This window comes from Arthrobacter pascens (genome assembly GCF_030815585.1).
GTDB lineage: Bacteria > Actinomycetota > Actinomycetes > Actinomycetales > Micrococcaceae > Arthrobacter > Arthrobacter pascens_A.
The window spans coordinates 1,197,918-1,216,943 of the sequence record NZ_JAUSWY010000001.1 but is presented as its reverse complement, the minus strand read 5'-3'; the positions used below and the strand labels follow the sequence as shown (position 1 = coordinate 1,216,943).

Below are 19,026 nucleotides of genomic sequence, written 5' to 3'. Positions count from 1 at the left end.
CGTTGTCCACATACGGCAACCTCCCCGGGACAACCTGATAGCCCGTGGCTAGCGTGGAGGCAAGCGAATCGTTAGGACGTCAACACCATGCAGCTGCACTGCACCCTAGTCAGCAGCCCGGGCTCCGGACTGCATGGCCCGCCGGTCGAACTCACCATCGATGCCCGCCGCGGAACCACCGGAGCCGAGCTCCAGGACAAGCTTGCGGACAGGTTCGGAACGGGCCTGCTCACCGTCGAAGGCCAGGCCATAGGTCCAATGAAGCTTGGTGAACAGCCTCTGGTCCACGGCGCCGTCCTCGTCGACGGTCCTGCGCAGGGAACCGCCCTCAGACCGCGGCGCACCATCGTCGAATCCCCGGCGTCGTTGGCCTTGTCAGTCCTCGGTGGCGCAGGTGCCGGAACCGTCGTCCCGCTCCGGCGCGGAACGTACACAATTGGGCGGAGCACCGCAGACATCCTGATTCCTGACGCGGAGCTCTCCAGGGAACATGCACGCATTGTGGTCACCGATACGGCCGTCACCATCGTTGATCTTGACAGCGCCAACGGTACTGAGGTGAACGGTGAACGGGTAAGAAGCGCAATCATTTCAACCGGCTCCTCCATCCGTTGCGGAAATTCCACCATGTCCATCATCTTCCTGGAACCGCCTGGCGCAGGGCTCGATGAGGCGGGAACCTCCGTGCAGGAACCGCTGGTGGTCAGCCGGCGCGTGGAAACCGGAAGTCGCGCAGCACTCCTGCTCGCGGCTACACTCCCCCTCGTCATTGGTGTGGGACTGGCCGCATTCACCGGAATGTGGATGTTTCTTGCGTTCACGGCGGTCTCCGCGTTTTCCATTGTGGTCCCGGTATTTTCCGGGCATCGGCAGCGCCGCGCGCTGGCTGCGGCAGTCGCCGCTGCGGTCCGGGAGGACAAAGAACGACGGCGGCGATCCGCGCCGCCCCTTACCGACTTGGCGATCACGGGTCAGCTGTCGTCGAAACGGTCAAATGCTCCGGTCCCGAGTGACGGCATCTGGCTGCGGCTTGGCCAGGCCCTCCAGGCCGCGAACATCCGGTTCGAACCAGCCGATCCGGACAGGGCAATTCCGTCCGCCGGCCTCATGCCGCTGACGCTCGATCCCGCCAGGCGGGTAACCACAGTCCGAGGCCCGCGGGCTTCCATTGACGGTCTGGTCCGCTCGATACTCATGCAGTTGCGCGGGTACCCCAGAGGCTGTGGCACCTTCGTTGTGGTCCATGGCGCGGCGGAACACCTTCCACTAGCCGCGCGCAATCTGGCTGGCGTTACTCTTGCAGTCAGCCGCGCAGCACTCGGAGCAGTTCTGGACAGAGGTTACGGGCCCCGGTATAGCCACGGGGTGGTCATTCTCGCCGGGGGCGAGGATGCACACGGCACCGACTCCGGGATCATACCCAGGGCCGTACAGGAGAACTGGCGGGTCATCCGCCTCTGGCAAGTCGAAGGCACCCCGACGGCGGCCGACGTCGAACTAGGCGAACAAGGCTCGCTGCTCCGAACGCCCACGGAATGCATCCGTTTCGTGCCGGACCTTGTTCAGGATGAAGTCTTCAGCCGCTTTTGCCGTCGACTGGCGCGACCGGCCGCCCTCCCCACCGACGGTGAGAAGACAGTCCCGTCGTCCTGCTCACTTGCGGATCTACTCCCGCTTTCGGCAGCGGAAACAACCTCAAGGTGGGCAGCACAGCGGCTGACCCGAGGACTCGCTGTTCCCGTCGGGCGTTCTGTCGATGGAAAACGCGTCCTGGACCTACAGGCCGACGGACCCCACCTCCTGGTTGCCGGAACCACTGGTTCCGGCAAATCTGAACTCCTGCGCACCCTGACCGTTGCGCTGGCACTCAGCTATCCGCCAGACCGCATTAACTTCCTGTTTGTGGATTTCAAGGGCGGTTCTGGACTGGGGCCACTGACAGGTCTCCCCCACTGCGTGGGAATGCTCACTGACCTGACCAACCATGAACTCGAACGCTCGCTCTCGTCCCTTCGCGCGGAAATCAGGCTCCGCGAGGAACTACTTGCATCAGTCCAGGCCCCGGATCTTCCGTCATACCGGGCATCTCAGGCTGGACAGGAGTCGCCGCTCCCCCACCTCGTAGTTGTCATCGATGAATTTCGCATGCTGGTGGAAGACGCGCCCGAGGCTCTACGGGAACTCATGAGAATCGCTGCAATAGGGCGCTCCCTCGGCGTCCACCTGATAATGGCCACGCAGCGGCCGCAGGGCGCGCTGACCGCGGATATCCGCGCCAACGTCACCACCAGCATCGCCTTGCGCGTGCAGTCCGAGATGGAGTCCATGGACATCATCAGTACCAAGGCTGCAGCCGGAATTAGCGTGGATACCCCGGGAAGGGCCTACCTTGCGCGGGGCACTGAGGCTCCGCAGGAGTTCCAGGCCGCTTCGCTGGGTGGCCCGGCCACCGAAGCTGGAACCGAAGCTGAAGCCGAAGGAATCAAGATCCGATTTGCTATCGAGGCGCTTGAGTCCCCGGCAGACGACGGCATCCCGGCGTCCGATCCGGCCGGTGTGACGCCCGCGCTGGCAGCAGCTCCACTGGTGACCGCCATGACGGAGCTCTGGGCAGCCATGGGCGGAGAACCCGTCCGGCGGCCCGTTGCGGCACCGCTTCCCTGCATCCTGCCGGAACCCGTCATTGCAGAACCGGCTCTGACGGCACCGGCCCGGGCAGGAGCCTTCCCGTCAGCATCGCCGACGACCTGGACCATCAGCCCCTGGACCATCCAACTTGGCCTGATGGACCTACCCGATGAACAGCGAATAGCACCTGTCGCGTGGGAACCTGCCGGCCACGGACACCTGGGACTCGTCGGTGCATCGGAGTCCGGAGCAAGGGAGGCCCTGCGGTTCGCGGTCCGCGCGCTGGCGGCCCACCCCACGGAATCACATCTGTACATACTCGACGGGGACGGCTCCTTCATCGGAATGGCCGGACACAACAGAGTCGGGGCACGCGCTGGCCTGCATGAACTGCGCCGGGCAGTCCGGATACTGGAGCGACTGGCCCGGGAGCAGTCGCAGCGGCTCAGCCGTCCCGCTCTCGACGACGAAACGCCCCTCATCCTGGTGATTGCTGGATGGGGGTCCTGGGTCTCGGCCTTCCGTTCCGGCCCCCTGGCCTGGGCCGAGGATCTGGTGCACGATCTTGTCCGGGACGGCAGCAGGGCAAAGCTCACTGTGCTCCTGTCCGGCCAGCGGGACCTTGTCACCGCCAGGTTCTTCGCGTCGGTGCCGAACCGCGTCTATTTTCCAACCGGCTCCAGCGAGGACAGCCGTCTTGCCTGGCCAAAAATGCCTGCTACGGCCAGGGCACCGGGAAGGGCCGTGGCTGTTGGTGCCCTCTCGTCCGACAAGACTGCCGTGTGCCAGTTCTACACCCCATCCCGTGGCGGTACAGAGGTCCGTTCGGCAGGAGGCATCCAGCGACATCCCATAGTCAGGCGTCCGTTCCGGGTCGATCCCTTGCCGGCAAAGGTACCAGCCCACGAGATCCTGGCACGGGCGGCCGGGGACGCTGCCGCCGAGGCCTCGGAGTCCAGCGAGGCCGCCGAGGCCCGCGAGTCCGCCCAGGCCGCCGGCGCCGGATTTCTCGGCCAGTCATCAGGCGCGGTCAGGCTCCGGCACCACTTTCTCCGGGTAGGGGTGGGCGGGGACGATCTGGCATCGGTGTCCCTCCGGCTGCCGGCGGGCGGGGTCCTCGCTGTACTTGGCGGCCCCTCCTCCGGAAAGACGAACCTCCTCCAGTTACTTCCACTGCTCAACGGGGAGACCAACCCATGGCTGACACCTGAAGCGGGAGCGGACCCCACCGACTACTGGTCCCGGATCCTCCGCAAGGCCGTTGCCGGCGAAGTGGACCGAGGTTCCATCGCGTTGGTGGACGACGCAGATCTGCTGCCGGCGGTTGCGAATCACGGCCTCACAGAGCTCAGCGCCATGGGTTTCACCGTGGTCGTGACGGCCAGCTTCAGCCCGATGGTCCTTCAGCGGGTTCCGTTGGTGCTGAGCGCCCGCGGCCTGGGGACGGGTTTGCTGATTGCCCCGCGCACTTTGATGGACGGCGATCTCTTTGGTGTGCGGTTCGACGTTGAATCAAATCCGCCGCCGGGCAGGAGTGTTTTGATCTCCGGCGGCAGGTCGATGGCTGTCCAGCTGGGCTGGGTTACCGCCGAACTGCCCGCCGCGCCCCTCGGGACTCGGGACTCGGGACGAGCCGGACATCAGGGAGCAACCTCAGAGAGCCGGAGGTGAACCGCCTGTTCGGGACGCATAGCTGATAACCCGTTTGTCAAAGAGCAGAACTACGGCAGTGAGCGCCGGGACCAGCATGGCTACGCCTGCCCATACGAGTCCCCCTGTCAGCGTAGGGAAGCCAATGGTCAGGACGAACAACTGGGCCACTAATGCGGCGGCGCGTGTCCACCGGTACCCACGGAACAGAAAATGGCCCACCGCATAAAGCCATGCCGCGAACGCCAACAGAAGTCCAAGAGTGAAGACGGCCCCCCAGAAAGACTGGACAGGAGCACCTGATGCGAGCCTGTACCCATACCAGCCTGCGGCGACCAGCAGGGCCGTTGCTTCAGCCACAGCGATCAGGGCTATCACCACTATCGCCCGCGGCCGCCCCCCGTCCCCTGACACAGACGGATCTCGTCCGTCGTCGGAACCAAAGCCATGTGCGGAGGGATCAGGCGACGAATCTGCGGGGTTCTCCGGGGGTCTTGACACAATGGCACCCTACCGGACATAGTCGGACGGTGGTGAGGGCCATCAGCACCGATGTGATGTATCGCTCAGCGTTCCGGGGATTTCGAGGCTTATTACCCCTTGTTTACACAGCGTTAACATGACAGGCTTAATTCAGATGACCGAGGGGGCCCGCAGGGCCCCTTTCCTATGTAGCTCCTAGTGAATAATTTCACAAAGAGCTCTTCCCAGAATTGGAGCAACTGATCAGCATGGATTGGCGTAACCGCGCAGCGTGCCTTGACAAGGACCCGGAACTGTTTTTCCCCGTCGGAAACACGGGCCCAGCCCTCCTCCAGATCGAGGAAGCCAAGAGCGTCTGCCGCCGCTGCCCGGTTGTTGACACGTGCCTTCAGTGGGCCCTCGAATCCGGGCAGGACGCGGGAGTATGGGGCGGTATGAGCGAGGACGAGCGCCGAGCCCTGAAGCGTCGGGCAGCACGCGCCCGCCGCGCCTCCTGACCTCAACGGCAGACAACGTACACGGCGATGGCCGCGACCAGAAGGTCGCGGCCATCGCTCTTAAGCTGTCCGGACGTCCGCTCCCAAGCTACTTGGCCACGAGGCTCAGCCGGATCTGGACTGCGGTTCCCCCACCTTCGCGCGGTTGCCACCGGATGGAGCCGCCAAGTTCACTGGTCACCAGGGTGCGGACGATCTGGAGTCCCAGGCCTTCCACGTGGGGCGTATCCGGAAGGCCGACTCCGTCATCCGCCACCGTCACGGTCAGGAGTTCCTCGCCATCTTCCTCCTCGGAACGGTCAGCCAGGAGCCATACCGTTCCCGCGCGTCCTTCAAGACCATGCTCGACGGCGTTGGTCACCAGTTCATTAATCACCAGCGCCAGCGGAGTGGCGAAATCGCTGGGCAGTTCGCCGAAGAGCCCCGCACGCTCGGTCTTCACCTGCTGCGAGGGCGACGCAACCTCGGCGGAGAGTCTGAACTGACGGCCGATCAGCTCATCAAAATCAACACTCTGGGTCAACCCCTGCGACAGGGTTTCATGGACCAGGGCAATGGTGGCAACCCGGCGCATCGCCTGTTCGAGGCCCTGTTTGGCTTCATCGCTGACCATCCGGCGGGACTGCATCCGCAGCAGGGCAGCCACGGTCTGCAGGTTGTTCTTGACCCGGTGGTGGATCTCGCGGATGGTTGCGTCCTTCGTGACGAGTTCCAATTCCCGCCGCCGCAATTCGGAAACATCACGGCACAGCACCAGCGCCCCGAAGCGCTGCTGCTCATCGCGGAGCGGGATGGCCCGCAGCGAGAGGCTAACCCCGCGGGATTCGATCTCACTCCGCCACGGCATCCGCCCGGTCACCACCAGCGGCAAGGTCTCGTCGACCATCCGCCGGTCCTTGAGCAGGCTGGCAGTCACTTCAGCCAATGAACGGCCCTCAAGTGACTCGCCGTCCCCCAGCCGCCGGAAAGCCGACACCCCGTTGGGGCTCGCATACTGCACGATGCCCTCGGCATCGAGCCTGACCAGGCCGTCCCCCACACGCGGCGCACCGCGGCGGGAGCCGGTCGGCGACGCAAAATCGGGCCACAGGCCCAGCGTCCCCATCCGGAGCAGGTCATAGGCACACTGCCGGTAGGTGAGCTCCAGGCGCGAAGGCATCCGGGAACTGGACAGATCCATGTGGGTGGTCACAACAGCCAGGGTCCGGCCGTTCCGGACCATGGGAACGGCCTCCACCCTCAGGGCCATGTCACTGTTCCAGTTGGTTTCACTGGACCGCTCAATGGCGCGGCTGTTCCACGCTTTGTCGACCAAGGGCTGCAGATCGGACCGGATCCCCTCGCCCACAAAGTCCCCGTGGAAGACGGTGTGCGTGGTTGAAGGACGGACGTGCGCCAGCGCAATGTAGCCGTATTCCGGATGTGGAAACCACAAGGCCAAGTCGGCAAAGGCAAGGTCGGCAACCATCTGCCAGTCGCCCACCAGGAGGTGCAGCCATTCGGCATCGCCCGGCCCGAAATCAGCATGTTCCCTGATAGGGTCCGTAAAGATTGCCACTGCACCTCCAGTTACGACGCGTGAACACTAGCGCCGGACGATTGACCTCAAGAGCCTCAATGCTACCGACAGTGAAGCCATATCGTCGGCTTCGAGCGAGTTGACCTCATCGAACATGCTCTTGGCCCGGCCCAGCTGCTCCGCATTCTGCCCTTCCCACGCCCTCAGCCGGTCCTCGGCCGAGGCCGCCGGCTCCGTTGACTGGAGCACCGCCGTCGTCATGTCTGAGACGGTGGAGTAGAGATCGTCCCGCAGCGCTGCCCGGGCCAAAGCCTGCCACCGGTCCTGGCGTGGCAGGGTGCTGATCCGTTCCAGCAAGGAGTCTGCATGGAAGCGGTTGAACACGGTGTAGTACACGCCCGCGATCTCTTCGACGGGGTCCTTGCGGGTATGCGCGATCTTGGCGATATCCAGCAGGACGAAGCTCTCAAAGAGCTCTGCCCAACGGAGTGCCAAATCATCCGGCACGTCCCACTCGCGTGCCTTCTCCAGCCAGCTGGCAACCCTCTCACGGTCGTCTCCGCGCAGATAATCAAGCAGATGCGCGCGCATCGGATCCATGAGCGGCTTGAATTCAGCCACAGTATCGGCGATGGGGCGGGAAACACTGCCCTGGCCCAGAAGCCAGCGGACGGCGCGGTCCAGCAGGCGCCTGATGTCCAGGTGGAGCATGCTCCAGTGTTCGGTGGGGAACGACGCCGGGAGGCTGTTCAGCTCGCCTATCATGACGTCCAGCTCATAGATTTCCCTGAGCGCCACGAACGCTTTGGCAATTGCCACCTCTGTGGCGGATGTCTCCTCCATGGTGCGGAAGGCGAAGGTGATCCCGCCCATGTTGATCATGTCATTGGCCACCACCGTGGCAATGATCTCGCGGCGGAGCGGATGGGTGTCCAGCTCTGCATCGAAGCGTTCCCTGAGCTGCTGCGGGAAATACGCGCGGAGCGTCTGGCGGAACCATGGGTCGTCGGCGAGGTCGCTTTCGCGCAGTGCCGAAGTCAGCTCGATCTTGGCATAGGCCGACAGCACCGAGAGTTCCGGGGAAGTGAGGCCTTGGCCCTGGTTCAGCCGCTCCCGCAGAGTCTCCGTGGTCGGCAGGGCCTCGAGCTCGCGCTTCAAGTCCGCTGACTTTTCCAGCCAGTCCATCAGGCGCTCATAGCTGGGGCTCCACTCGGCAACGCGCATCCGGTCATTCAGGAGCAGGATGTTCTGGTCCACGTTGTCCTCAAGAACCAGCCGGCCCACTTCTTCCGTCATGGAAGCGAGGAAAGCGGCGCGCTCTTCCGCGGTCAGCTTGCCCGCAGCCACCATGCGGTCCACGAAGATCTTGATGTTCACTTCATGGTCCGAGCAATCCACGCCGGCGGAGTTGTCGATGGCGTCGGTGTTCAGGATGACCCCCTGCAGCGCCGCCTCAATACGGCCGCGCTGGGTCATGCCCAGGTTCCCGCCTTCGCCCACCACCTTGACCCGCAGGTCCTTGCCGTCAACACGGATCGCATCGTTGGCCTTGTCACCCACCGAGGCATTCGATTCGGTGCTTGCCTTGACATAAGTCCCGATCCCGCCGTTGTAGAGCAGGTCGGCTGGGGCCAGCAGGATGGCGCGCAGCAGCTCAGGAGGACTCAGCTCGGTGGTTTCACCGGGCAGTCCCAGCGCGGCGCGGACCTGCGGCGAGACGGGAATGACCTTGGCCTGGCGGGCAAATACGCCGCCGCCCTCGCTGATGAGGGATTTGTCGTAGTCGTCCCATGAGGAACGCGGCAGTTCGAACAGCCGCTGCCGCTCGACGAACGATGATTCCTCATTCGGTGTGGGGTCAAGGAAAATGTGCCGGTGGTCGAAGGCGGCGAGCAGCCGGATGTGGCGGGACAGCAGCATGCCGTTGCCGAAGACGTCGCCTGACATGTCCCCGACACCGACCACTGTGAACGGCTGGCTCTGGGTGTCCAGGTCAAGCTCGCTGAAGTGGCGTTTGACCGACTCCCAAGCGCCGCGGGCGGTGATGCCCATGGCCTTGTGGTCGTAACCCACCGAGCCACCGGATGCGAACGCGTCGCCCAGCCAGAAGCCGTACTCGGCGGCCAGCCCGTTGGCAATGTCGGAGAACGTAGCCGTTCCCTTGTCCGCCGCCACCACAAGGTAGGAATCGTCGTCGTCGTGCCTTACAACGTCCGACGGCGGAACGAGGGTCTCCCCGTCGGGCCGGGTGACCAGGTTGTCAGTCAGGTCCAGCAGCCCACGGATAAAGGTCTTGTAGCTCTCAATGCCCTCTGCCATCCAGGCTGCGCGGTCCGCCGCGGGATCGGGAAGCTGCTTCGCGAAGAAGCCGCCCTTCGCCCCGGTGGGAACAATCACGGCATTCTTCACTGTCTGCGCCTTCACGAGGCCCAGGATCTCTGTCCGGAAGTCCTCGCGGCGGTCGGACCAGCGGAGTCCGCCGCGTGCCACCTTGCCGAAGCGGAGGTGCACGCCTTCGACCCGGGGCGAATAAACCCAGATTTCGAACATCGGCCGCGGAAACGGAAGCCCCTCGAGGTTGGTGGGGTCCAGCTTGAAGCTCAGATGCGGCTTGTACTGGTAGTAGTTGGTGCGGAGAGTGGATTCGATCAGGTTGACGAACGTGCGAAGGACCCGGTCGGCGTCGAGCGTGGCCACTTCCTCAATGGCAGCGGACAGTTCCCGGCGGACCGATTCCTGGGTCTCGCTGCGTTCGTGCTCGCTCAGCGCAGGATCAAACCGGGCCGCAAACAGGGCACTCAGGCCCTTGGTTACCTCGGGATTGGCCAGCAGGGTATCAGCCATGAACTCAAACGAGTTGGTGTTGCCCATTTGCCGCATGTACCGCGCATAGGCCCTCAGGACCGTTATCTGACGCCATTGCATTCCCTCGCGCAGCACCAGCCGGTCAAAACTGTCAGACTCAACTGCGCCCGATACGGCCGCACCGAACGAATCGGCGAGCAGCTGTCCAGTGGACACCGGGTCGACTCCTGAAGGGTACTTCAGGCCCAGATCGTAAAGGAAAAAGTCCCGTCGGTCCGCAGTTTCGATCTCGAAAGGACGCTCATCCAGCACCTCGAGACCTAGGTTATGGAAGTACGGCAGAATCTGGCTCAGGCTCTTCGGTTCCAGCATGTAGAGCTTGACGCGTGCGTCCTCCTCCAGCGTGGCCCCCGCGCCCTCCGGGAGGTAAACATGGACTCCTGGCCGCTCCTGCCTGGCTCCGGCGGTACGCTCGGCCTCCGCTCCGTACTTCTCGAAGCGGGCAATGTCCTCCAGCGCGTCCTCGACTTCGTAGTCAACGCGGTATCCGGCGGGAAACGCCTCTGACCAGATGGCAGCAAGCTCCTTGGAGCGCTCATCGGCGCCGCTCCCCCTCAGTACCTCGCCGATCCCTTCGCTCCAGGAACGGGCGGCCCGGACCAGCCGCTTCTCCAGCTCTTCAGTGTTGGCATGGCTGACATCGGCGCCCTTGGGGAGGCGGATACGGAAGAACAGACGCGCAAGGGCAGACTCCGTCATCCTGGCTTCGTAGTCAATGGAAACCGCCTGGAACGTCTCCCGCAACTCCTCCTCGATGCGGAGCCGGACGTTGGTGGTGTAGCGGTCCCGGGGAAGGTAGACCACCGCTGACATGAACCTGCCGTAGATGTCCGGCCTGAGGAACAGCCGGGTCCGCCGACGCTCCTGCAGCTTCTGGATGCCGGTGGCTGTCGCCGCAAGATCAGGAATCTCGATTTGGAACAATTCGTCGCGGGGGTAGGTCTCCAAAATTCCCAACAGGTCCTTGCCGGAATGCGAATCCGGCGGGAAACCGGCGCTCCTCAGTACGGCGTCCACCTTCTCACGGACAATCGGTATGTTCCTGACCGAGCCCGCGTACGCGCTCGTCGCGAAGAGGCCGATGAAGCGCTGCTCGCCATTGACATTGCCCGCCGAGTCGAAGCTCTTAACCCCGATGTAGTCCAGGTAGGCGGGGCGGTGGACAGTGGACCGTGAGTTCGCCTTGGTGATCACGAGCGCGCGCTTTTCCCGTGCCTTCTTCTGGCCGGCGTCGGTCAGGTGCTGGACATGGTGCGAGTTCGCACCCGCCCGGAGGAGGCCGAGCCCGCTTCCTTCGCGCAGATCCAGGACATCTTCGCCGTCGACGGTGATCAGGTCGTACTCGCGGTAGCCAAGGAAGGTAAAGTTGCCCTCGTCGAGCCAGCGAAGCAGATCCTGCGCCTGCCGCAGCTCGACGATCTGCGCCGGGTTGGCCACCTTGTCGAGGTTTTCGGCGATCTGCAGTGCTTTGTTGCGCATTTTGGGCCAGTCTTCGACGGCGGCGCGGACGTCACCGAGTACCCGTTTCAGCCCCTCCAGCAGTGAAGCCCGGGCATCATCGGAGGCGCGGTCAATCTCAACAGCAATCCACGACTCCATGTGGGACGCGTTGTCGCCCTGGGCTATCAGGTGCGACAAACTCGGCATGGTGGCGGTGTCGCCACTGGAGATACCGACGCTGGAAGGAACCCGGTCAACCTTGACGAGCTGCCCGGTTTCCCGGTTCCGGGTCACAACGAACAGGGGGTGGAGCACCAGGTGGATGGCCGAGTTCTGGCGGACCAGCTCGGCATTGACGGAGTCGACCAAAAAAGGCATATCGTCCGTTACCACATAGACGACGCTGCTGTCTTCCTCGTTGACGATGGCGATTTTCGCCTCGCCCGGCAGCCTGACGGCGCCGACCTCGCGGTGGGTTTCGGCGCGGGCGGCGAGCACGTCCTGCGAGTAGCTTCGGGCGTCCTCTTCAGCTAGGTGCTGGTAGTAGTCCCCGAGAAAACCTTCACGGAATCCAATTGAAACGGGCTGATCCTCCACGCTGGATCCAGACGACATCGACAAACGCCTCCATCAAGATTGATGCTGCACCTTTGCAGCTCTTATGGTGAGCCTAACCCTTTAGCCGACGCCTTGCTGTGGAAGAAAACACAGAGGATCTCGAAGTTTGCTGGACAGGTGCACAAACCAAATCAGCTATCGCCTGTCGAAGCCTCGAGTCAGGTGCCGTCTCGAGCAGCAGCGAGCCCCCCAACAGAGCGGCGTCGGCAGCGGCATTGTCCGCCGGCAGAAAGGCTTTGAGCCCGGATGAGGGACCATATCTGTCCCAGGCCTCGCGCAACTGACGCTCCGGAGCCCTGCCGACAGCGGCAGCCCGGACCTTATTCATCACCACAATCGGCGACACGTGCGGGACGGCTGTTTCAAGTTCCGCCAGGCCGCGGACCAGCCGGGGCACACCCACCGGGTCGGCCGAACCTACGGCATACACGGTGTCCGCGAGTTCCAGGCTGCGCAGGGTGGCCGCGTTCCGCCGCGGCGCCATGGTGTCGAAGCTGAGCTCTTCATCCGCTTCGAAGCAGAATCCGGTATCGATCACCACAACATCGGCAATTTCCCTGGCACGCTCCAGCACCAGGGACAGCGCGGCCGCACGGAGCTCGGTCCAGCGGTCGGCCCGGGCGATTCCTGTCAGTACCCGGAAGGTACCAAGCCTGGTAGCCACGGGCGTGGCCACCCTGAGCAGCGCCTCGGTATCCAGGAGCCCCTGATCCGCCAGCCTGCAGGCCTGGGCCAAGCCCGCAGATTCATCCAGCAGGCCCAGGACAGCGGCGATGCTTGCCCCATAGCTGTCGGCGTCCACCAGGAGGACGGACTTGCCCTCTGCCGCCATCTCCCCCGCCATATTGGCTGCAAGGAAGGTCCGTCCGGGAGATCCGGCCGGCCCCCACACGGCAATGATCTTGCCGGATCCGGAAGCTGGCGGGACGTCAGACGATGCTGCCGGAAGTTGCCTGAGCGCAGCAGCAGTGTCCGCCAGCGCACTACCGGAATTCGTACGCGGTCCGAAACCGGTCAGCTGGGAAACTGCCTCGGCAATCCTGCCGGCCAGGGCCGCGGATTCCACTCCGGACAGCGCCGACGCCACCCCTATCCCCCGCAGCCTCGCGGCCTCGTCGGGACTGTCCGTGAGGGCGATGATCGCAACTCCGACCGCCCCGAGCCTGTCAACGAGCGAGGCGGTCAGTTCCTCGCAGCCGTCAGCAACGACGGCGGCCCGCGCCAGGCCGCTCTGGCAGGCTGCCAGCAATTCAGTCAGCTCGGCGCAGCGCCGCACCACGGTCACTGGACCGTGCAGCCGCTCCAAGCCTTCCACCAGGTCTTCCTGGGTCTGGCCGACAGTCACCACGGGAATGCTCATGAAGCTCCCCCGCCCGGATTCCACACCACGGAAATCTTGGCCTGATTTGCCTGTGCACCCAGCAATGCAGGCATCTGGCTGTCTGCCACAAGGACCATGAGCACCGTATTCCGGGAAGATCCGAGTGCAGTGGATCCGGTGGACACCTGGGCAATCTCCGCACCGGGAAGGAGCAGCTTTGGTTCGCTGAACCCATTGCGTGCGTCAGGCAAGGCAACCCACACGTCAACCCGGGTGCCCGCCACGGCCTGGGCAGGGAGAGTCTCTTCAATGGTCACAGCTACCGGCTTGCGGTCCAGCTCGTCCACCTTGCCCAGGCTTTCCTTGGGAACCAACTGGTTCTTGCCGATTCTCTGGACGGCAACCACCCCCTCGGGCAGGCCCGATTCAACAGTGACGTAGTTTTCCTCGGTTGCGCCAAGCCGGACCTTGGCACGGATGACGTTGTCCGGAGTCAGCTTTTCACCCACCGCGATTGAGTCCCGCGCTGCATAGACTTCGGTGGTCCGGTCAGCGCTGCCAACCAGTGAGATGACACCCACAACAGAAGCCAGGACCAGCAGAATGCCCACCAGCAGCCGGGGGTCCTTCCACGATGGCCGCTTAAGCCTTGCCCCAGTGGCCCCGTCAGCACCCATGCCGCTTCTCCCCTTGCTCCGCACCGGATGGCTGGTTGCGCCCGGACACCCTCATTGTGACGGCATGACTGCCTCAACGAAAAGTCAAAAGGAGAAACAACACCAAACTGTGGATAACGGCATCAGTTAGCATCACAGATGGCAAAATGGATACATGCCCCGATTTCTCACTCTCGCAGATGTTGCAGAGCAGCTACAGATCAACTCGCCCGCGGCGTACGCGCTGGTCCGCAGCGGGGAGCTCAAAGCCATCCAGGTTGGAGGCCGAGGCCAGTGGCGCGTGGAAGAGAAAATGCTCGAGCAGTACATCGAGGAACGCTACGCCGAGGCCAGCCGGATGATCCGGGAAGCCAAGTCGAAGTCCGTCTGATCCAGACCAAGTAGCCGCGGCCCCGTCAACTTCCGGTTGTGCCGCCGCCCCGTTAACTTCCGGACGCGTCTCCGGATCCTAGGCGTCAGCCGTCCGCGGCGACCTGATCGACGCCAGTGCGCCAAAGGGAATTGTTGAAACCTGAGTGATGGCTGAAGCACGGCGGACCTCACCCAGGCTCACGGCGGCCAGGTCAAAGTAGTCCCTGCCCACCCTGTCAATCACGCCTGCCAACCCGAGGCCTTGCTCCGATCCGCCCGTGATATTCACGACGAGCTCGGACCGGTCACGGGCCAGCCCGCGCAGGGCGCTCGACAATCCGATGCTGCGCCGTAGCCGTGAGGGTTCACCGACGGACAGCCGCCCTATGCCCACGTACCTGGCGGCCGCAGGGTAGGGAATCAGAACCTGATGACGCGCCTGGTTCAGGACCAAGGCATCGGCTCCAGCATGGCTGAGCGCCCCTTCGAAGACGATCCCGGACACGAGATGCACTGCCACGTTGCTTCCCAAGGAGCCACGCAGCCTGTCAACCAGGTCGATGGACGCTGTCTCGACTCTCGCCCGTTCAGTGACCTCGACTTCCATCGACAACCTGTCAGCCTCGGCAAACTGTGACTCCATGTCATTGAAAAGGGCATCCCACCGCATGTGGCCAGCGTAGGGCCGCCCTCGCGGTCGGTCAATTCATCATGGACTTCTCTCCAACGTCTGGACAAAAATCGTCAACCTAAGGCAAACTAGTCTAATTACATCAAACAGCATCAAACTGCACTAAACAGATGAAAGGTACCCGTCGTGGCCGCAGAGACAAACCGCTGGGTTCGCGCTGACGCTGCCATTTCGGCGTCCATTCTTCTTCTGGGTTGCTTTCTCTCTGTCACGGGTGCCGGTCTTGTGGAGCGGTGGACCTTGTCTGCAGCACAGCAGCAATCGCCCGACGTTGACGAAATCCTCGGCGCGCTGGCAAATGCGGCCGGGCTCGCCGTCGTGGCTTGGTGGATCCTGTCCATGCTTCTGGCGACTTCGGCGGCAGTCCTTGAAAAGATTGGCAGCAAACGGGCCGCCGCGGCCGCTAGCATGTTCTGCCCGGCCTTCATGCGGCGACTGGCCATGGCAGCACTGTCCGTTCAGCTCCTGTCTGCTCCCGTGGCCAACGCCGCGGCACCTCCCGCGGGTCCGACGTGGGGGCCTACACAGGAAGCCGCTGTCTCAGCAGCCTGGCATCCCACGGGCGAAGAAACGAGGCAAGCGCCTGAACTTCAACCCGCCTGGCGGCCCCATGCCCCGGTGACTGATCCCGGACTTCTCGCAGCCCAGCCGACCCGCGCTGCACAGAGCGTTCCCCAAGCACTAGGCGATGTGACGGTGCTTGCAGGCGACACGCTCTGGGACATCGCTGCCCGCGAGCTCGGACCTGCGGCAACGGACGTGGACGTGGCGCTGCATTGGCCCCGCTGGTACCAGGCCAACAAGGCAGCCATCGGCCAGAACCCCGATGTCCTGCTGCCCGGCCAGATTCTCAAATCACCGTCCGCCGCCTAGCCGACGGTCCCACGCGCGTCCACAACCAATCAAGGGGAAATCATGAGTGCTGTAACACCGATCCGCTCCGCCGCAGTCAACGGCACCCGGACCGCGGCTTCCCGACAACTTCCAAGCGGGACGGATGCCGCCCTCCGCCCGTTGCGGGCGGCGGATGAGACTGCGGAAGTCCTCGCCATCACCCGGAACACGGTCCAGGCCGCGATGGAGGTCCTCGCCGGTATCCGGCCCGTCCACCAGCTTGCGCGCAGACTGGATCCGCGCTGCCTCGCAGCACTGCAGCACCGCGCATCGCTGATCCGGCGGGAACTTGCACGCTCAGCATCCCCGTCGCTGGCAAGGCTTCACAAGAACTCCGTAGTGCGCTCTGTCCGCATCTGCGAGGTGGCCCCCGGAATCTATGAGGCAAGCGCTGTGGTGGTCGACGACGTCCGGGCCCGGGCCGTGGCCGTCCGGCTCGAACGGAGCAAGCAGGTCTGGCGGGTGACAGAGCTCGCCGTGGGCTGACCTCAGTGACGGGGAGACTAAAATTGGTGCCGCGGATATAGGGCAGGGCCTGCCCTATTCAACCTGCCGTATTCACACAGCTCAATCGGCGTTGCTTGTCCGACCCTCGGCGCCCGATATCAGCGGCGCTTTTTCTTGCTGGTGCGTTTGGGGGCATCCTGGGCAGCCGCCTTTGCCGGGTTGCCGGAACGAGATGAGGAGGAGCGGCTTTCCACCCGGGTCTGGGTTCCGCCGTCTTCGCCCGGAGCGGTGTACTGCAGTTGCGCCGGCTTCTCCGGCGCTTCAAGACCGGCCGCACGGATCTGCGGTTCAACGTGCTCGGTGTGCCCGCCGGCGGCGTCTGCCACCACAACATCCTGTGCAGGAGTGACTTCCACCTCAAGGTTGAACAGGAAGCCGACACTTTCCTCACGGATAGCCTCCATCATGCTCTGGAACATGGTGAAGCCCTCGCGCTGGTATTCAACGAGCGGATCACGCTGGGCCATGGCACGCAGGCCGATGCCCTCCTTCAGGTAGTCCATCTCGTAGAGGTGTTCCTGCCATTTACGCCCGATGACCGACAGCACCACGCGGCGCTCCAGCTCACGCATGCTTTCGGAGCCGATGGTCGCTTCACGCTCCTGGTACACCAGGCGGGCGTCTGACAGCAGTTCTTCCTTCAGGAGCTCCACGGTAAGCCTGGACTTACCGCCGGCCTCTTCGATGATGTCCTCGGGCGTGACACTCACGGGATACAGCGTTTTCAGGTTGGTCCACAACTGGTTGAAGTCCCAGTCGTCGCCGTTGCCCTCGGCCGTGGCGGCGTCAATCATTGCCGTGACCGTGTCTTCAACGAAGAACTGCACTTTCTCGTGCAGGTCGTCACCTTCAAGAATCCGGCGCCGGTCGCCGTAGATGGCTTCCCGCTGGCGGTTCAGCACGTCGTCGTATTTCAGGACGTTCTTGCGCTGTTCGGCGTTGCGGCCCTCAACCTGGCCCTGGGCCGAGGCGATGGCACGGGAGACGAGCTTGGACTCCAACGCAACGTCATCAGGAACAGAACTGTTCATCAGGCGCTCGGCGGCGCCCGAATTGAAGAGGCGCATCAGGTCATCGGTCAGTGACAGGTAGAAGCGCGATTCGCCCGGATCCCCTTGGCGTCCGGAACGACCGCGGAGCTGGTTGTCGATGCGTCGGGACTCATGCCGCTCGGTACCCAGGACATAGAGTCCGCCGAGGTTGAGGACTTCCTCATGCTCGTCCTTGACAGACTGATTGGCAGCTTCCAGGGCGGCAGGCCATGCGGCTTCGTATTCCTCGGAGTTCTCCTCCGGGTCCAGTCCGCGCTTGGCGAGCTCAGCTACCGCGGTGAACTCAGCGTTTCCGCCGAGCATGATGTCCGTGCCGCGCCCTGCCATGTTAGTTGCAACAGTGACGGCACCCTTCCGGCCTGCCTGCGCGACGATAGCGGCTTCACGGGCATGATTCTTGGCGTTCAGGACCTCGTGCCTGATGCCTTCCTTGGCGAGCAGTCGGGAGAGGTATTCGCTCTTCTCAACGCTGGTGGTGCCGACCAAGATGGGCTGGCCCTTTTCGTGGCGTTCTGCGATGTCTTGGACGACAGCGTCGAATTTCACTGTCTCGTTCTTGTAGACGAGGTCCGACTGGTCGATCCGAATCATGTCGCGGTTGGTGGGAATGGCCACCACGCCGAGCTTGTAGGTGCCCATGAACTCGGCGGCCTCAGTCTCGGCCGTACCGGTCATGCCGGCGAGTTTGTCATACATACGGAAGTAGTTCTGCAGCGTCACCGTTGCCAAGGTCTGGTTTTCAGCCTTGATCTCGACGCCTTCTTTGGCCTCGATTGCCTGGTGCATGCCCTCGTTGTAGCGCCGCCCCGCGAGGATGCGGCCGGTGTGCTCGTCCACAATCAGGACTTCGCCGTCCAGGATGACGTAGTCCTTGTCCCGCTTGAACAGTTCCTTGGCCTTGATGGCGTTGTTAAGGAAACCGATGAGCGGCGTGTTGGCGGACTCGTAGAGATTCTGGATACCGAGATAGTCCTCGACTTTTTCAATGCCGCTTTCAAGAACGCCCACGGTGCGCTTCTTTTCGTCGACTTCGTAGTCCTGTTCAGGCTGCAGTCGCAGCACCACCTTGGCGAATTCGCTGTACCAGCGGTTGGTATCGCCCTGGGCGGGGCCGGAAATGATCAGCGGGGTGCGGGCTTCGTCGATGAGGATGGAGTCGACTTCGTCAACGATCGCAAATTTGTGGCCCCGCTGAACGAGCTCAGACTTGTCCCAGGCCATGTTGTCGCGGAGGTAGTCGAAGCCGAATTCGTTGTTGGTGCCGTAGGTGATGTCGGCAGCATATTGCTCGCGCCGAACCGCGGGGTCCTGGTTGGAGAGGATGCAGCCGCTGGTCAGGCCAAGGAAGCGGTAGACGCGGCCCATGAGGTCGGACTGGTATTCAGCCAGGTAGTCGTTCACGGTGATCACGTGGACACCGTTTCCGGCGAGGGCATTGAGGTAGGCAGGGGCGGTGGCCACGAGGGTCTTGCCTTCCCCTGTCTTCATCTCGGCGATGTTTCCCAGGTGAAGGGCAGCGCCACCCATCAGCTGGACGTCGAAGTGACGCATGCCAAGAGTCCTCGACGAGGCCTCCCGGACAGCGGCAAAGGCTTCCGGCAGGAGATCGTCCAGCTTCTCGCCGTCCTGGTGGCGCGTCCGGAGGCGGTCGGTTTCTTCACGGAGTTCGGCGTCTGTGAACGTTATAAACGAGTCTTCGAGGGCATTGATGGCTTCGGCGTAGTTACGCAGTTGCCGCAGGGTTTTTTTGTCACCCGTGCGGAGAAGTTTTTCGATAAGTGATGCCACGTGAAGATGCTCCCAGTCTCATGCCGCCGAATTCTGGCGATTTTA

The 19,026-nt window shown here is 63.4% G+C and carries 11 protein-coding genes; 5 read left to right on the top strand and 6 right to left on the bottom strand.

Going from position 1 to position 19,026, the window contains the following annotated elements:
* The first annotated feature begins 87 nt into the window (after window positions 1-87).
* Window positions 88-4,299 carry an FtsK/SpoIIIE domain-containing protein gene (locus QFZ30_RS05690; RefSeq protein WP_307074296.1) on the top strand — a complete coding sequence of 1,404 codons (4,212 nt, stop codon included), beginning with the start codon at window positions 88-90 and terminating at the stop codon, window positions 4,297-4,299.
* A 710-nt stretch (window positions 4,300-5,009) separates the two neighbouring features.
* The gene (locus tag QFZ30_RS05685) at window positions 5,010-5,258 is read left to right on the top strand and encodes a WhiB family transcriptional regulator (protein WP_003804966.1); all 249 of its coding nucleotides are present in this window, start codon (window positions 5,010-5,012) and stop codon (window positions 5,256-5,258) included.
* An 88-nt stretch (window positions 5,259-5,346) separates the two neighbouring features.
* Here the strand turns inward: QFZ30_RS05685 and QFZ30_RS05680 are convergent, their stop codons facing one another.
* The 4 genes from QFZ30_RS05680 to QFZ30_RS05665 are packed head-to-tail and all read right to left on the bottom strand — an operon-like array spanning window position 5,347 to window position 13,698.
* Window positions 5,347-6,816 carry a sensor histidine kinase gene (locus QFZ30_RS05680; RefSeq protein ID WP_307074294.1) on the bottom strand — a complete coding sequence of 490 codons (1,470 nt, stop codon included), beginning with the start codon at window positions 6,814-6,816 and terminating at the stop codon, window positions 5,347-5,349.
* Window positions 6,817-6,843: 27 nt separating this feature from the next.
* On the bottom strand, window positions 6,844-11,697 hold the full coding sequence (locus tag QFZ30_RS05675; protein ID WP_307074292.1) for an NAD-glutamate dehydrogenase: 4,854 nt from the start codon (window positions 11,695-11,697) through the stop codon (window positions 6,844-6,846).
* Window positions 11,698-11,752: 55 nt separating this feature from the next.
* Window positions 11,753-13,060 (bottom strand): AAA family ATPase, encoded by a 1,308-nt coding sequence (locus QFZ30_RS05670; RefSeq protein WP_307074290.1) that lies wholly within the window; start codon window positions 13,058-13,060, stop codon window positions 11,753-11,755.
* Window positions 13,057-13,698, bottom strand: a complete 642-nt coding sequence (locus QFZ30_RS05665; RefSeq protein WP_307074289.1) for a hypothetical protein — start codon at window positions 13,696-13,698, stop codon at window positions 13,057-13,059. The genes QFZ30_RS05670 and QFZ30_RS05665 overlap by 4 nt, the downstream gene beginning before the upstream one ends.
* Before the next feature lie 154 nt (window positions 13,699-13,852).
* On the opposite strand from QFZ30_RS05665, the gene QFZ30_RS05660 reads away from it, so the two are divergent.
* Window positions 13,853-14,068 (top strand): helix-turn-helix domain-containing protein, encoded by a 216-nt coding sequence (locus QFZ30_RS05660; RefSeq protein ID WP_307074287.1) that lies wholly within the window; start codon window positions 13,853-13,855, stop codon window positions 14,066-14,068.
* A 78-nt stretch (window positions 14,069-14,146) separates the two neighbouring features.
* On the opposite strand, the gene QFZ30_RS05655 is transcribed toward QFZ30_RS05660, so the two are convergent.
* Window positions 14,147-14,719 (bottom strand): hypothetical protein, encoded by a 573-nt coding sequence (locus tag QFZ30_RS05655; RefSeq protein WP_307074285.1) that lies wholly within the window; start codon window positions 14,717-14,719, stop codon window positions 14,147-14,149.
* A 147-nt stretch (window positions 14,720-14,866) separates the two neighbouring features.
* On the opposite strand from QFZ30_RS05655, the gene QFZ30_RS05650 reads away from it, so the two are divergent.
* Both QFZ30_RS05650 and QFZ30_RS05645 read left to right on the top strand, forming a co-directional pair.
* Window positions 14,867-15,613 (top strand): LysM peptidoglycan-binding domain-containing protein, encoded by a 747-nt coding sequence (locus QFZ30_RS05650; protein ID WP_307074283.1) that lies wholly within the window; start codon window positions 14,867-14,869, stop codon window positions 15,611-15,613.
* Window positions 15,614-15,655: 42 nt separating this feature from the next.
* Complete coding sequence (locus QFZ30_RS05645) at window positions 15,656-16,120, top strand: Rv3235 family protein (protein ID WP_307074281.1); 465 nt, start codon at window positions 15,656-15,658, stop codon at window positions 16,118-16,120.
* 119 nt (window positions 16,121-16,239) lie between these two features.
* Here QFZ30_RS05645 and secA read toward each other — a convergent pair whose 3' ends face one another.
* Window positions 16,240-18,981 carry a preprotein translocase subunit SecA gene (secA, locus tag QFZ30_RS05640; protein ID WP_307074279.1) on the bottom strand — a complete coding sequence of 914 codons (2,742 nt, stop codon included), beginning with the start codon at window positions 18,979-18,981 and terminating at the stop codon, window positions 16,240-16,242.
* Window positions 18,982-19,026 lie beyond the last annotated feature (45 nt).